At 61.6% G+C, this 15,271-nt stretch carries 16 protein-coding genes; 14 read left to right on the forward strand and 2 right to left on the reverse strand.

Translation table 11 applies throughout. The features are described 5' to 3' along the window. The first annotated feature begins 14 nt into the window (after positions 1–14). Positions 15–1,094: a sn-glycerol-3-phosphate ABC transporter ATP-binding protein UgpC gene (gene ugpC, locus FHT70_RS16960; RefSeq protein ID WP_183703235.1), complete on the forward strand. Its 1,080-nt coding sequence runs from the start codon at positions 15–17 to the stop codon at positions 1,092–1,094. Positions 1,095–1,151: 57 nt separating this feature from the next. On the opposite strand, the gene FHT70_RS16965 is transcribed toward ugpC, so the two are convergent. Next, positions 1,152–1,334 carry a hypothetical protein gene (locus FHT70_RS16965; RefSeq protein ID WP_004673791.1) on the reverse strand — a complete coding sequence of 61 codons (183 nt, stop codon included), beginning with the start codon at positions 1,332–1,334 and terminating at the stop codon, positions 1,152–1,154. Between the two features lie 355 nt (positions 1,335–1,689). Between FHT70_RS16965 and FHT70_RS16970 the strand changes: the two genes are divergently transcribed. The 6 genes from FHT70_RS16970 to FHT70_RS16995 all read left to right on the forward strand — a co-directional run bounded on the left by FHT70_RS16970 (position 1,690) and on the right by FHT70_RS16995 (position 6,452). After that, entirely contained in the window at positions 1,690–1,899 is a 210-nt protein-coding gene (locus FHT70_RS16970; RefSeq protein ID WP_085778133.1) for a hypothetical protein, read from the forward strand. Between the two features lie 9 nt (positions 1,900–1,908). Further along, entirely contained in the window at positions 1,909–2,283 is a 375-nt protein-coding gene (locus FHT70_RS16975) for a GFA family protein (RefSeq protein WP_183703239.1), read from the forward strand. Between the two features lie 211 nt (positions 2,284–2,494). Next, on the forward strand, positions 2,495–3,787 hold the full coding sequence (locus tag FHT70_RS16980; RefSeq protein WP_183703241.1) for an efflux RND transporter periplasmic adaptor subunit: 1,293 nt from the start codon (positions 2,495–2,497) through the stop codon (positions 3,785–3,787). Between the two features lie 12 nt (positions 3,788–3,799). Continuing rightward, positions 3,800–4,516: an ABC transporter ATP-binding protein gene (locus FHT70_RS16985; RefSeq protein ID WP_183703244.1), complete on the forward strand. Its 717-nt coding sequence runs from the start codon at positions 3,800–3,802 to the stop codon at positions 4,514–4,516. After that, entirely contained in the window at positions 4,506–5,708 is a 1,203-nt protein-coding gene (locus FHT70_RS16990) for an ABC transporter permease (RefSeq protein ID WP_183703247.1), read from the forward strand. Before FHT70_RS16985 ends, FHT70_RS16990 begins: the two co-directional genes overlap by 11 nt. A gap of 129 nt (positions 5,709–5,837) precedes the next feature. After that, on the forward strand, positions 5,838–6,452 hold the full coding sequence (locus tag FHT70_RS16995; protein WP_097601135.1) for a GntR family transcriptional regulator: 615 nt from the start codon (positions 5,838–5,840) through the stop codon (positions 6,450–6,452). 49 nt (positions 6,453–6,501) lie between these two features. Here FHT70_RS16995 and FHT70_RS17000 read toward each other — a convergent pair whose 3' ends face one another. After that, on the reverse strand, positions 6,502–7,314 hold the full coding sequence (locus FHT70_RS17000) for a ferredoxin--NADP reductase (protein WP_064806129.1): 813 nt from the start codon (positions 7,312–7,314) through the stop codon (positions 6,502–6,504). Positions 7,315–7,658: 344 nt separating this feature from the next. On the opposite strand from FHT70_RS17000, the gene pcsA reads away from it, so the two are divergent. From pcsA to ytfQ, 7 genes are all read left to right on the forward strand, one after another. Next, positions 7,659–8,387, forward strand: coding sequence for a phosphatidylcholine synthase (gene pcsA / locus FHT70_RS17005; RefSeq protein ID WP_085778139.1), 729 nt, complete (start codon positions 7,659–7,661; stop codon positions 8,385–8,387). 12 nt (positions 8,388–8,399) lie between these two features. Further along, complete coding sequence (locus FHT70_RS17010) at positions 8,400–9,380, forward strand: quinone oxidoreductase (protein ID WP_183703251.1); 981 nt, start codon at positions 8,400–8,402, stop codon at positions 9,378–9,380. 39 nt (positions 9,381–9,419) lie between these two features. Then, positions 9,420–10,988 carry an ABC transporter ATP-binding protein gene (locus FHT70_RS17015; RefSeq protein WP_183703255.1) on the forward strand — a complete coding sequence of 523 codons (1,569 nt, stop codon included), beginning with the start codon at positions 9,420–9,422 and terminating at the stop codon, positions 10,986–10,988. Then, on the forward strand, positions 10,978–12,063 hold the full coding sequence (locus FHT70_RS17020) for an ABC transporter permease (protein WP_183703258.1): 1,086 nt from the start codon (positions 10,978–10,980) through the stop codon (positions 12,061–12,063). Before FHT70_RS17015 ends, FHT70_RS17020 begins: the two co-directional genes overlap by 11 nt. Beyond that, entirely contained in the window at positions 12,060–12,980 is a 921-nt protein-coding gene (locus FHT70_RS17025) for an ABC transporter permease (protein WP_183703261.1), read from the forward strand. Before FHT70_RS17020 ends, FHT70_RS17025 begins: the two co-directional genes overlap by 4 nt. 47 nt (positions 12,981–13,027) lie before the next feature. Then, a complete protein-coding gene (locus FHT70_RS17030) occupies positions 13,028–14,104 on the forward strand; it encodes a BMP family ABC transporter substrate-binding protein (RefSeq protein WP_183703263.1) in 1,077 nt (358 codons plus the stop codon). Between the two features lie 143 nt (positions 14,105–14,247). Then, entirely contained in the window at positions 14,248–15,210 is a 963-nt protein-coding gene (gene ytfQ / locus FHT70_RS17035; protein ID WP_085778145.1) for a galactofuranose ABC transporter, galactofuranose-binding protein YtfQ, read from the forward strand. Positions 15,211–15,271 lie beyond the last annotated feature (61 nt).

Below are 15,271 nucleotides of genomic sequence, written 5' to 3' on the forward strand. Positions count from 1 at the left end.
AAACAGGAGAGTGCATGACCGGACTCGAGCTCAGGAACATCGTCAAGAATTTCGGCGCCGTCGAGGTCATCCGCGATGTCTCGCTTGAGGTCAATGACGGCGAGTTCGTCGCTTTCGTCGGCCCGTCCGGGTGTGGAAAATCGACGTTGCTGCGCCTGATCGCCGGACTCGACAAGCCCACAGCCGGCAGTATCGCCATCGACGGCAAAGACGTCACCGCGATCGGTGCGGCCGACCGCGGCCTTGCGATGGTCTTCCAGTCCTATGCTCTTTATCCGCATATGAGCGTGCGCGAAAACCTTGCCTTCGGCCTGGAGAACACCAAGGTGGCCAAGGCCGAGATCGAAGCCCGCATCGCTGATGCCGCCCGCATGCTGGAGATCGAGCCGTTTCTGCAGCGGCGTCCGGGCCAGCTCTCCGGCGGCCAGCGTCAGCGCGTCGCGATCGGCCGCGCCATCGTCCGCCGGCCCGATGCCTTCCTGCTCGATGAGCCACTCTCCAATCTTGACGCCGAGCTCCGGGTGAGCATGCGCGCCGAACTCGCCGCGCTCCACGCTCGCCTGAAGGCGACGATGATCTACGTCACCCATGATCAGGTCGAGGCGATGACGCTCGCAAACCGCATCGTCGTGCTGAGAGGCGGCAGGATCGAGCAGGTGGGAACACCCCTGGAACTCTACAACAAACCCGCCAACCGCTTCGTCGCCGGCTTCATCGGCGCGCCGCACATGAATTTCCTGGAAGCCTCAATCGTCGGTCACGAGGGTGGTTTCGCGCAAGTCGAAACCGTCGGCGGCCACCGTCTTTCCGTCATTGCCAGAGAGGTGCGTCCGGCAGGCGAGAGGGTCAGCATCGGCATACGGCCACAACACATCACACTTGCCGATGCAGCCGCCCCAGGCAGGCTGGACACGCGGATCACCCTTGTCGAAGAGCTGGGTTCTGAAACGGTCGTTCACACCGAAGCCGCCGGCAAGAAGCTGATCGCCGTCTTTGCCGGCCAGCAGAAGATGCAATCCGGCGACAGCCTGCCGCTCCATCTCGATCCCGAGGTTCTGCACCTTTTCGGCGAGGACGGCCGGCGTTTGACTTGAAACAAAAAGCCCGCGCCGGAATGGAGGGCGCGGGCCGAGTTTCATGTCATGACAGCTTTAGTGGCTGTTCTTGTGGCTTTGTTGACCAGCCTTTACATGCTGCTCATGGCTGCCGCCGCGGGTTCCGCTGGACTGCGCGTCGCGGCCGCCTGAAGAGGCGCTGCGGGTATTGGAGTCATTCTTGTGACTCTGCTGCCCAGCCTTGACGTGCTGTTCATGGGTTCCACCTTGGTTTGCCATTTGGTTTCTCCTTGGTTTTGAACTGAGGCCACGTCGACCTCGTCTTGACAACCTCGCCCCGGCGCATGCGTTCCGCATTTTAACATTTCGTGATCTCGCCGGAATAAGGATGAGGTAGCGGACCGGGCGGGTAGGGAGCTCGCCTGCCAGTTCGTTGGCCATCGGGAGAAAGCGGAAAAATCCTGATGTTCTCCAGCGGCCCCGCAGCCTCGCTTCGAAAGCCGTCTTTCGGCAAAAAGGATCCAGGAAAATCAGCCGCATCCGCTTCGGTTGATGGCCCTGCCGAGGCCGCTCGAGTCTTTTCAAATAGATGGGCCGCTCTAACTTACAGGGAAGCTGATGAAAGGAGAAAACCATGACCGACGCACCGAAAACGGCGACCCCGGCGCGAAGAGTGTTGCGTGGCCGCCCCTACAGCATGAGCGAATTTGCCAGAAAATACCGGTTGGACGACAAGGAGGCTAAGCGCCTCTATGACAAGTTTGGCCCGTCCGCCACCGAGCTCGATCTGCTGATGGCGGCAAAGCGCCGTCCGCCGGGCCTCCCCACCAAGCTCGACTCCTGACGGCCGTCAATGAGGATCAGAACGGGAAGCTGCCTTTGCGGAGCGGTCGCCTACCGAGTGGAAGGCGAGCCGCTTCGCGTCGGTCTCTGCCACTGCGCTGATTGCCGCAAATCGAGTGGTTCCGCCTTCGTGTTCTTTGCGCTCTGGCCCCGTCCGGCATTTTCCCATAGCGGCGAGATTGCCACATTCGCCGGCCGCAGCTTTTGCCCCGCCTGCGGCAGCAGGCTCTTCTGCCTTCAGGAGGCGACGGTGGAAATCCGCCTCGGCTCTCTCGACGGTCCGCCGACGGATCTTGAGCCGAACCATGAAGTGTGGATCAAGCGGCGCGAAGCCTGGCTGCATCCGCTGCCGGGTACCGGGCAATTTACCGAGGATCCCGATTGACGGTGGGCAATTTCTGCCTGTCAGGAGCGCGAAACGCTGGGGATTTTGGCGCTATAGGCTCCGCGGTACTGAAACTTGAGTTTTATTACCAATATTTCATTTCACCCGTCCGCAATTCCGTGCCAGTTCGGCGGCAACGCTAATTCCCGGTTCATCTGCGGTTTGACTATTTCATTGCAGCCGATGCGGCCACTGACTGATCGAGGATGACATGAACAAAATCGTAAGCGGCGAAGAAACCGGAGCAAAGGCCGGCGGGACGCCCGACCTCGCTGCGGTACTTGCCGCGTCGGCAAGGCAGAACAAGCGGGGCCGCTGGCGCGGGCGTTTGCTGGTTCTGCTGATCATCCTCGTTGCCGCCGCAGCTGCCGCCTATTTCTATGTCGGCCGGGGGCAAAGCGAGGTGAGCTACACGACGCAGCCGGCAAAGCGCGGCGACCTGACGGTGCTTGTCACCGCCACCGGTTCGGTGCAGCCGACCGAGCAAGTTGACATCTCGAGCGAACTTTCCGGCACCGTCCGTGACGTCAACGTCGACTATAACAGCACGATCAAGGCGGGCGACGTGCTGGCGCTGCTCGATACCAACAAGCTCGAGGCGGATGTGAAGAGCTCGCGCGCCAAAGTCAATTCGGCCAAGGCGAATGTCGCCAAGGCCAATGCCGATCTCGAATCGGCGAGCACCTCGCTCGAGCGGCTGAAGAGCCTGGTCAGGAGCAATGTGTCCACACAGCAGAGCCTCGACGACGCCACCTACAAATATGATTCCGCCGTCGCTGCCAAACAGATCAACGAAGCCGAGGTGCTGGCCGCGGAGGCCGATCTGCAGCTTGCCGAGGTCAATCTCGCCAAGGCAAAGATCGTCTCGCCGATCGACGGCGTGATCCTCACCCGTTCCGCCAATCCGGGCGCCACCGTCGCCGCCTCGCTTTCGGCGCCCATTCTCTTCACCATCGCCGGCGATCTGAAGAAGATGGAGCTGCAGGTCGATGTCGACGAGGCCGACGTCGGCAAGATCGCCGTCGGCCAGAAGGCGAAGTTTACCGTTGATGCCTATCCCGACCGGTCCTTCCCCGCCGAGATCGAGCAGATCCGCTTCGCCTCCGAAGTGGTCAACAATGTGGTGACCTATAAGGCGGTCCTCTCGGTCGACAATGCCGACCTGCTGCTGCGCCCCGGCATGACCGCGACCGCCGATATCACCGTCGAGGCCGTCAAGGATACGCTGATGGTGCCGAACGCGGCGCTGCGTTATGCCCCGCCGCAGGCAGAACGGCGCGGCCGCGGTATTCTTGGGATTTTTGGGCCGCCACGCCGGCGCGGCGGCAATTCCGGTGAGGTGTTGACCGGAGCGCAGCGCCGCGTCTGGGTGCTGCGCAACGGTCGCTCCACGCCCGCCGTCATTCAGGTCGGTTCGTCGGACGGCCAGTTCACCCAGGTGGTCTCCGGTGAACTCAAGGAGAATGACGCATTGGTGACCGACGCCACGGTGCGGACGAACTAGGCGGAGAGACGGATGATAAGCCCGCCGCTCATCGAATTCAGGCAGGTCTCGAAAACCTATGGCGAGGGCGAGGCGACGATTCGGGCTCTCGACCGCGTGGATCTTGCGATCGATGCCCATGAATTCGTCGCGATCATGGGCCCCTCCGGCTCCGGCAAGTCGACGGCGATGAACATTCTCGGTTGCCTCGACGTGCCGACATCGGGCGATTACATCTTCCAGGGCATTCCGACCAGCGGCATCGACCGTGGTCAGCTGACGCTGTTGCGCCGCCACATGCTGGGCTTCGTCTTCCAAGGCTTCAACCTTCTGTCGCGCACCTCGGCGGCCGAGAATGTCGAACTGCCGCTGATCTATCGCGGCATGGCGGTGCGCGAGCGGCGGGAACGGGCGCGCGAGGCCTTGGCGTTGGTCGGCCTCTCCGGCCGCGAGCATCACAAGACGCAGGAGCTGTCGGGCGGCCAGCAGCAGCGCGTCGCCATCGCCCGGGCCATCGTCACCGAACCGGCGCTGCTGCTCGCCGACGAGCCGACGGGCAATCTCGACACCAAGACCAGCGTCGAGATCATGGATCTGATGACGCGGCTGAACCGTGAGCAGGGCATCACCATCGTCATGGTCACGCACGAGCCCGATATCGCCGCCTATGCCGAGCGGCTGCTGCGTTTCGTCGACGGCAAGCTGGAGACGGAGGCCGAGCATCGGAGGAGGGCGGATCATGTTCTTTGAGACGCTGAAGCTCGCGCTGCGCGCCATCAGCCGCAACATGCTGCGTTCGTTCCTCACCGTGCTCGGCGTCGTCATCGGCGTTGCCGCCGTCATCGCACTGGTGACGATCGGCAACGGCACGACCGCCCAGGTTTCGACCGAACTGTCGCGGCTCGGCACCAACATGCTGTTCGTCCGTCCCGGCCAGTTCGGTCCCGGCCGGGCGAGCTCCGAGGCCAAACGCTTCAGCGTCAAGGATGTCGCCGCCATCCGCGACCAGATCGGCGGCTTGAGGGCGGTGGCGCCGCTCAACCAGTCGACGGCAACGGTGATTTTTGGCGGTCAGAACCATTCGACCAGCGTCTACGGCACCACCAACGATTATTTCGTCGCGCAGGACTGGAACCTGGCGCTCGGCCGCAATTTCACCCCCGCCGAGGAGCGCGGCCAGTCCCGTTGCATCATCGGCGAGACGGTCCGCTCGCAGCTTTTCGGCGCCGGCGATCCGATCGACCAGCAGATCCGTGTCGGCAAGGTTTCGTGCCCGGTCATCGGGGTGCTCGCCAGGCGCGGCCAGTCCGGCATGGGCACCGATCAGGATGATGTCGTCATCATGCCGGTCAAGGTGTTCCAGCGGCGCATCAGCGGCAACAGCAACGTGCCGCAGATCATCATCTCGGCGCGCGACGGCGTCTCCACGGCCAAGGTGCAGGCCGATGTCGAAAATCTGCTGCGCGAGCGCCGCAAAATCATTCCCGGCCGGCAGGACGATTTCAACGTCAACGACATGACGCAGATCGCCGAGGCGATGACCGGCACGACGACGCTCCTGACCGGCCTGCTCGGCGCCGTCGCCGCGATCAGCCTGCTCGTCGGCGGCATCGGCATCATGAACATCATGCTGGTCTCCGTCACCGAACGAACTCGGGAAATCGGCATTCGCCTGGCGATCGGCGCCCTCGAAAACCAGGTGCTCACTCAGTTCCTGGTCGAGGCGGTGGCGCTCTCGCTCTTCGGCGGCATCACCGGCATCGTGCTCGGCCTGAGCCTCGGTCTGGTGGCGGTCACCCTCCTGAAAGTCCCCTTCGTCTTCAGCCCGATGATGGTCGCCGTCGCCTTCCTCTTCTCCGCCGCGATCGGCATGATCTTCGGCTATTTCCCGGCGAGACGGGCAGCGCAGCTCAACCCCATCGAGGCGTTGCGGCACGAGTGAAGGGCCGACGCGCGGTTCGGTCATAAGGACCTGCGAATTGGGTTTTTACTTCTTGTCTGGCATCCCCTTGTCTTCGAATCTTCGCCGTGCCAGGATGTGATATATCAGGTGGGCTACGGAATTATCGGCATGCTGACGTCACAAAGCCACCTTGCCTATCTCGCGCTCGAGCACCTGATCGTCACGCTGGTGCTGAAACCCGGTGCGCTCGTCACCGAAAAGCAGCTGATCGATATGGCGGGCCACGGACGCACGCCGGTGCGCGAGGCGATTCAGAAACTCGCCTGGCAGGGGCTGATCCTGGTGAAGCCACGTGTCGGATTGCAGGTTGCCGAGATCGCGCCGGAGGATCATGGCAATGTCATGCAGGTGCGCCGCGAGCTGGAGCCGATTGCTGCGGCATTGGTCGCCGAACATGCGGGCGGCGAACAGCGCGATCGCCTCGGCGACTGCGCTCGCGCCATGGAGGAATGCGCCGCCACGGGCGATCTCGCCGGCTTCTTCGCCGCCGACAAGGCTTTCGACGAGATCCTCGAGGATGCCTGTCCCAATCGCTTCATAACGGCCGCGCTCGGCCCGGTGCAGACGCATTCGCGTCGCCTCTGGTATTCCACCGCAAGCCCTGAGGGAATGAACCGCGCCATCGCGCTGCATGTCGGCGTCATTCGGGCCATTCAGCGGGGCAGACCGGATGAGGCGCATGCGGCAATGGCGGCACTGATCGACTATCTCGCCCGCAAATAAAAACGGCCCCGTTTCCGGAGCCGCTTCAAATCTGCTTATCGCAAAAAGGTCACCCGACGAAGGCCCGTTCGATGACGAATTCGGCGGGCTTGCTGTTGGCGCCCTCATTGAGGCCGGCCTTCTCCAGCAGTTCCTTGGTATCCTTCAGCATGGCCGAGGAGCCGCAGATCATGCCGCGGTCGATTGCCGGATCGAGCGGCGGCACGCCGAGATCGGTAAACAGCTTGCCCGACGAGATCAGGTCGGTGATGCGGCCGCGATATTCGAAATCCTCGCGCGTAACAGTCGCATAATGACGGAGCTTGTCGCCAACCACTTCCTTCAGCAGTTCGTCATTCTGGATCTCATGCACGAGGTCGAAACCGTATTTCAGCTCGGCGACATCGCGCGTCGTATGGGTGAGGATGACTTCCTCGAACTTTTCATAGGTCTCGGGATCGCGGATCAGGCTGGCGAAAGGCGCAACGCCGGTTCCCGTCGAAAACATGTAGAGGCGGCGGCCAGGCGTCAGCGCATCGAGCACCAGCGTGCCCGTCGGCTTCTTGCGCATCAGCACCTGGTCGCCGGGTTTGATCGCCTGCAGATGCGAGGTGAGCGGACCGTCCGGCACCTTGATGGAGAAGAATTCAAGTTCTTCGGCCCAGGCGGGGCTGGCGATCGAATAGGCGCGGAAGACCGGCTTGCCCTCGACCATCAGGCCGATCATCGCGAATTCGCCGGAACGGAAACGGAAGCCCTGCGGCCGAGTCATCGTGAAGCGGAAGAGCCGGTCGGTGTAATGCGTCACGCTGAGCACCGTCTCGGCATAGACGCCGGCGGGGATGGACGATGCGAAGTCTTCGGTCTTTGCAGGCGCGTTCATTGCGGTAGAGGATCCCGTTTCGTCGGATGAACTTATCGGATGCGAGGCAGATATTACATATCCGGCCGGAATTAAAGGCATTCCATTCCACGCAGCGCTCATGAAAGGAAATATGCGTGTCCGTGTCAGGATTCAATGGTTGGCGGGGAATGTCATATTTCCCGCTGGCGAAGCCCGCCAAAGGATGCATATTAGAGCGGCGCGCCGCAACTGGATGCTGATTTCGGCAAAAGCGGTGCGACAACAAAGACCTACGCCGTCGAGCCCGATTCAGGAACAGGGTCAGGTGATGATGGCGATAAAACACGCTTGCCAGGGCGAGCGCGACAGGCGGTCGGGGGGTTATGAAGATTTTCAATTACAAGCGTGTTCCTTACGCGGAAATGCGCGCCTTTTCCGTTCATATCCTGACGGCTTCCGGCTCCTTCCTCGCCTTCCTCGGCGTGGTCGCCGCCGCCGAGCACCGCTTCATCGACATGTTCTGGTGGCTGGGTCTGGCTCTACTGGTCGATGGCATCGATGGGCCGATTGCCCGCAAGGTGCGTGTCAAGGAGGTGCTGCCGAACTGGTCGGGCGATACGCTCGACAATATCATCGATTACGTTACCTATGTGCTCCTGCCGGCCTTCGCGCTCTACCAGAGCGGCATGATCGGCGAGCCCTGGTCCTTCGCCGCCGCCGGCATGATCGTCGTCTCCAGTGCCATCTATTACGCAGACATGGGCATGAAGACCGACGAGTATTTCTTCTCCGGCTTTCCCGTCGTCTGGAACATGATCGTCTTCACCCTGTTCGTCATCGATGCCAGCGCGACGACCGCGCTTGCCGTCGTCACGATTTCGGTGGTGCTGACCTTCCTGCCGATCAATTTCCTCCATCCGGTCAGAGTGAAAAGACTGCGCCCGCTCAATCTCGGCGTCTTCCTGCTATGGTCGGCGCTCGGCGTCTATTCGCTGCTGATGCATTTCGAAACGCCGCAATGGGCGCTCGTTCTCTTCATTGTGACCGGGCTCTATCTTTACGTCATCGGCGCGGTGCTGCAATTCTTCCCCGCCCTTGGACGCGAAGCTTGAAGGACAGCCAAGATGACGAAAACGCAGGCGGTTTCATTTTCGAAGACGGGCGGACCTGATGTCTTCGACTTTGTCGAAGTCGATCTTCCCCAGCCTGCGGCAGGCGAGGTGCAGATCCGGCAGGCGGCGATCGGCCTCAACTTCATCGATGTCTACTTCCGCAACGGCTCCTATAAGGTACCGCACCTTCCCTTTGTCACCGGCAAGGAGGGCGCCGGCACCGTCACGGCAGTGGGCCCCGATGTTACCGATTTCAGACCGGGCGACCGGGTCGCCTATGCCAGCGCCGACGGCGCCTATAGCGCCGAGCGCAATATTGAGGCACGCCATCTGGTGCATGTGCCTGACGGCATCGAGCTCGAAACGGCAGCGGCGATGATGCTGAAGGGCATGACCGCCGAATATCTCCTGAACCGCACCTTCAAGGTCGGCCCTCAGACCGTCCTTCTGTTCCACGCCGCAGCCGGCGGAGTCGGTCTGATCGCGGGCCAGTGGGCGAAGGCGCTCGGCGCCACGGTCATCGGCACGGCTGGATCCAAGGAGAAGGTCGAGCTGGCACTCGCCCACGGCTACGACCATGTGATCAACTACAAGAGCGAAGACTTCGTCGGCCGCGTCCGCGAGATAACGGGCGGCAAGGGTGTCGATGTCGTCTATGATTCGATCGGTCGCGATACTTTTCCACAGTCGCTCGATTGCCTGAAGACGCGCGGCCTTTTTGCCTCCTTCGGCCAATCTTCCGGGCCGATCGAGAATTTCACCCTCGCCATGCTGGCTCAGAAAGGGTCGCTCTTTGCGACGCGCCCGACGCTCTTCACCTATATCGCCACGCGTCAGGAATTGGACGATAGTGCAAAGGCGCTATTTGATGTTGTGCAAAGCAACAAAGTGCGTATCAATGTCAACCAAACCTATCCGCTGCGTGAGGTTGGGCAGGCTCACGCGGATCTGGAAGCAAGAAAAACGACAGGAACGACGCTGCTGATTCCATGAGATCCGAACGGACCGGTTGGCAGAAGAAATGAGGGGAACGTGTCTGCATTGAATGTGCCGGATTCCGGTGCGTTGTTATCCGTCCAGAAGCTGACGAAGTTCTTCGGTGGCTTTGCCGCCTGCAATGACATCGATCTCGACATAGCGCCGGGCGAGATTCATGCGCTTCTCGGCGAAAATGGCGCAGGCAAGTCCACCTTGGTCAAGATGCTGTTCGGTGTTCTCGAGCCGACGCACGGGCAGATCTTTTGGGAAGGCAGTCCCGTCGTCATCGCCTCGCCGGGAGAAGCCCGCAAGCACGGCATCGGCATGGTCTTTCAGCATTTCTCGCTGTTCGAGGCTCTGACGGTGGCCGAAAACATCGCGCTGTCGCTCGATGATGCCATTCCGATCGATCGGATCGCCGAGGAGGCGAGGGCGCTGTCGGTCACTTACGGCCTGCCGCTCGATCCGCATGCCCATGTCGCCGATCTTTCCGTCGGCGAGCGCCAGCGCATCGAGATCGTCCGGGCGCTGCTGCAGAACCCGAAGCTGATCATTCTCGACGAGCCGACCTCGGTGCTGACGCCGCAGGAGGCCGACAGGCTGTTCGAGACGCTGTTCAAGTTGCGCGCCGAGGGGCGCTCGGTTCTCTATATCAGCCACCGTCTGGAGGAGGTGCAGCGCATCTGCGATCGCGCCACCGTGCTGCGCCATGGCCGGGTGACCGGCGCCTGCGATCCCAGGCAGGAAACGCCGGCCTCGCTCGCCCGCATGATGGTCGGCAGCGAGGTGGCGACGGTCACCCATCCCGAGCGTAGCGACAGGGGCGAGGTGCAGCTTGCCGTTTCGAACCTGTCGGTTTCCCCGCGCACGCCCTTTGCCATGCCGCTGCGCGACGTCTCCATGACGGTGCGTGCGGGCGAAATCCTCGCAATTGCCGGGGTCGCTGGCAACGGCCAGAGCGAGTTGTTCGACGCGCTGTCGGGCGAGTATCCGGTTGCCTCAGCCGAAGCGATCATCATCCGCAAGAATCCGGTTGGCACTCAGGGCATTACCGCGCGTCGCCTGCTTGGCGCCGGTTTCGTGCCGGAGGAGCGGCACGGGCACGCTGCCGTTTCCGCGATGAAGCTGTCCGACAATCTGGTGCTGGCCCGCAGCCAGTCGGATCGCAAGGCCTTTCTGGGCGCGCTTGGCATCATCCGGCAGGGCGCGGTCAGGTCTGCGGCGCGGCGCATTTCCGAAGCGATGGACGTCCGCAAGAGCGGTGACGATCCCGCCGCCGGCTCGCTCTCCGGCGGCAATCTGCAGAAATTCATCGTCGGCCGCGAGCTCGACCGCCAGCCGGCCGTCCTCGTCGTCAACCAGCCGACCTGGGGCGTCGATGCGGGGGCGGCAAGCCGCATCCGCCAGGCGCTCGTCGATCTTGCAAAAGCCGGCTCCGCCGTTGTCGTCATCAGCCAGGACCTCGACGAAATCTTCGAAGTGGCAACCGATATCGCCGTCATCTCCGAGGGGCGCCTTTCCCGGCCCTATCCGGCCGGCGAACTGACCCGCGAAAAGATCGGCCTGCTGATGGGCGGCCTGCATGAAGGCAGTTCGGCCGCGGAGACTGCCCATGCGCATTGAACTGGAAAAACGTCCCGACGTCTCGAAGCTCTTTGCTTTCGTCTCGCCGCTCCTGGCGCTTGCCCTGACGCTTGCCTTCGGCGCCATGATGTTCGCGATGCTCGGCAAAGACCCCGTCGAGGCGCTCGATGCATTCTTTGTCGAGCCGCTGCTCGAGGTCTGGTCGCTGCACGAACTGGCGATCAAGGCAGCGCCGCTGATCCTGATCGCCGTAGGCCTTGCCGTCAGCTATCGCTCCAACAACTGGAATATCGGCGCCGAGGGGCAGTTCACTATCGGCGCCATCACCGGTTCCTACCTGCCGATCGTCTTCTACGACTGGCACTCGCCTCTCGTCCTGCCGTTGATGCTGCTGCTCGGCGCGCTCGGCGGCGCGCTTTTTGCCGCCATTCCGGCGCTGTTGAAGGCGCATTTCAACACGAATGAGATCCTGACGTCGCTGATGCTGGTCTATGTCGCCCAGCTTTTCCTCGACTGGCTGGTCCGGGGCGCCTGGCGCGATCCGAAGGGATTCAACTTTCCTGTTTCGCGCGATTTCGCGCCGGAGGCGGTGCTGCCGGCGATCTGGGAAGAATCGGGCCGCGCTCATTGGGCCTTCATCTTCGCCATCATCGCGGCGATCGGCGTCTGGTTCATGCTGCGCTTTACGCTCAAAGGTTTCGAGGTCGTCGTCCTCGGCCAATCGGAAAGGGCAGGGCGTTTCGCCGGCTTCTCCGCGAAGAAGATGATCTGGTTCAGTTTTCTCTTCTCAGGCGCGCTTGCCGGCCTTGCCGGCATCAGCGAGGTCTCCGGGTCCATCGGCCATCTTCAGCCGGCGATCTCACCAGGCTATGGCTTCACCGCCATTATCGTCGCCTTCCTCGGCCGCCTCAACCCGCTCGGCATTGTCGCATCGGGTCTGGTGCTGGCGCTGACCTACCTCGGCGGCGAGGCCGCACAGCTTTCGATCGGCATTTCCGACAAGGTCACCCGTGTTTTCCAGGGGCTGCTGCTCTTTTTCGTGCTCTCCTGCGATACGCTGATCTATTACAAAATCCGCATTATCTGGTCGCGGGTCAGGGGCGGGGCGGCATGAGCATATTCGAAGCCATTCTGCTGACTGTTATCACCGCCTCGACGCCGCTCGTCATTGCGGCCCTCGGCGAACTCGTGACGGAGCGCGCCGGCGTTCTCAATCTCGGCGTCGAAGGCATGATGATCATCGGCGCCGTCGGCGCCTTTGCCGCCGCCCAGCTTAGCGGATCGGCCTATATCGGCATTGTCGGCGGCATCGTCAGCGGCGGGCTGTTTTCACTGCTCTTCGCCTTCCTGACGCTGACGCTCGTTACCAATCAGGTGGCGACAGGTCTTGCCCTGACGATCCTCGGCCTTGGTGCTTCCGGCATGTTCGGGGAAGCCTTCGTCGGCGCGCCCGGTATCCGGCTTTTGCCGATTGAAATCCCGGTGCTCTCGGCCATTCCTTATGTCGGAACCGTCCTCTTCAAGCAGGATCTGATCTTCTACCTGTCGATCCTGCTCGTTGTCGGCGTCAACTGGTTCCTGTTCAGGAGCCGCACCGGCCTGAAGTTGCGCGCCATCGGCGATAATCACGCCTCCGCGCATGCGCTCGGCATCGACGTGATCCGCACGCGTTATCTCGCCGTGATGTTCGGCGGCGCGTGTGCCGGCCTTGCAGGGGCGCAGCTGTCGCTGATCTATACGCCGCAATGGACCGAGAACATGTCGGCAGGGCGGGGCTGGATCGCGCTGGCGCTTGTCGTCTTCTCCTCATGGCGGCCTTGGCGGCTGCTGGCTGGCGGCTATCTCTTCGGGGCGGTGACGATCCTGCAATTGCACGCGCAGGCCTTCGGCATCGGCATTCCGTCACAGTTCCTGTCGATGCTGCCCTACGCGGCGACAGTTGTCGTCCTCATCATCATCTCGCATAATCGGCGCACGACGTTGATCAATACGCCGGCCTCGCTTGGCAAGGCCTTCGTGCCTGACCGGTGAGCAAAACAAAAAGACGGGTTTCGAACTTCCAACCAACAGGGATCAAAATGAAAAAACTTGCACTTGCTCTCGCAGCGACAGCTGCCCTCGTCCTGAGCGTCGGTTCGGCCGCCGAGGCTGCCGACAAGACCAAGGTCTGCTTCGTCTACGTCGGCACCCGCACCGACGGCGGCTGGACTCAGGCCCATGAAAACGGCCGTCTGCAGGTCGAGAAGGAATTCGCCGACAAGGTCGAAACATCTTACCTCGAAAGCGTTCCGGAAGGTCCGGATGCTGAACGCGCCATAGAGCGCATGGCCCGCTCCGGCTGCTCGCTGATCTTCACCACATCCTTCGGCTACATGGACGCGACTGTCGCCGTCGCCAAGAAGTTCCCGAAAGTGAAATTCGAGCATGCGACCGGCTTCAAGACCGCAGATAATGTCGCGACCTACAATTCGCGCTTCTATGAAGGCCGCTATATCGCCGGAATTATCGCCGGCAAGCTGTCGAAAACCGGCACGGCAGGCTATATCGCCTCGTTCCCCATCCCCGAAGTGGTGATGGGCATCAACGCCTTCGAAACCGGCGCCAAGTCGGTCAATCCCAACTTCAAGATGAAGGTGATCTGGGTCAATACCTGGTTCGACCCTGGCAAGGAAGCCGATGCCGCCAAGGCGCTGCTCGACCAGGGCGTCGACATTCTCACCCAACACACGGACACGACCGCTCCGATGCAGGTAGCCGAGCAACGCGGCGTAAAGGCCTTCGGTCAGGCGTCCGACATGATCAAGGCTGGCCCGAACGTACAGCTCACCGCGATCATCGACACCTGGGGCAACTATTACGTCAAGCGCGTCAAGGCGCTTCTCGACGGCACCTGGAAGTCGGAGCAGAGCTGGGATGGCCTCAAGGACGGCATCCTGACAATGGCGCCCTACACGAACATGCCAGATGACGTGAAGAAGCTCGCCGAGGAAACCGAAGCCAAGATCAAGTCGGGCGAATTGCATCCCTTCACCGGCCCGATTAACAAGCAGGATGGCACGCCATGGCTGAAGGCTGGCGAGAAGGCCGATGACGGCACGTTGCTCGGCATGAACTTCTATGTCGAAGGCGTGGACGACAAACTGCCGGCGCAATAATTCCCCCGGCTTTCTGCAACTTCCAAGGGCGTCCTGGCGGGCGCCCTTTTTTCTGCTGGAACGCTAAAAAAAGTGATTGCCAAAAGTAATACTATATGATTTTTTGACGCTGCGCCGCGAAGGAGCGGCATTGGGAGGATATCATGAAATTGAAGACTGCACTTTTGAGTGCCACGGTTCTGGCTGCTTGCATGTTCGGTTCGGCTTCGGCTGGCGGCTTGACGGTCGGCTTCTCGCAGATCGGCTCGGAATCGGGCTGGCGTGCGGCTGAAACCACTGTCACCAAAGAACAGGCCAAGAAGCGCGGCATCGATCTGAAGTTTGCCGACGCGCAGCAGAAGCAGGAAAATCAGATCAAGGCATTGCGCTCGTTCATTGCTCAGGGCGTTGATGCCATTCTGATCGCTCCGGTTGTTGAAACCGGCTGGGACGACGTTCTGAAGGAAGCCAAGGAAGCCAAGATCCCGGTCATCCTTCTCGATCGCACCATCAAGGCTCCGGACGATCTGTACCTGACGGCCGTGACCTCGGACCTCGTTCATGAAGGCAAGGTCGCAGGCGACTTCCTGGTGAAGACCGTTGGCGATAAGAAGTGCAATGTCGTCGAACTGCAGGGCACCACCGGTTCCTCGCCGGCGATCGCCCGCAAGAAGGGCTTCGAAGAAGCTCTTGCCGGCCACGATAACCTCAAGATCGTCCGCAGCCAGACCGGTGACTTCACCCGCACCAAGGGCAAGGAAGTCATGGAAAGCTTCCTGAAGGCCGAAAATGGCGGCAAGGACATCTGCGCGCTCTATGCCCACAACGACGACATGGCCGTCGGCGCCATCCAGGCGATCAAGGAAGCCGGCCTGAAGCCCGGCAAGGATATCCTTGTCGTCTCTATCGACGCCGTGCCGGATATTTTCAAGGCGATGTCGGAAGGCGAGTCCAACGCCACCGTCGAGCTGACGCCGAACATGGCTGGTCCTGCCTTCGACGCGCTCGAAGCCTATCTGAAGGACAAGAAGGCTCCGCCGAAGTGGATCCAGACCGAGTCCAAGCTCTACACGCCGGCCGACAATCCGATGAAGGTCTACGAAGAGAAGAAGGGTCAGGGCTACTGATTTGAACCTGCAACCGCACTGGCCCACAATGGGCCGGTGCGGAACTGCCGGTGCCGGATCG

This window comes from Rhizobium sp. BK049, assembly GCF_014193135.1.
In the GTDB taxonomy this organism is placed as follows: Bacteria; Pseudomonadota; Alphaproteobacteria; order Rhizobiales; family Rhizobiaceae; genus Rhizobium.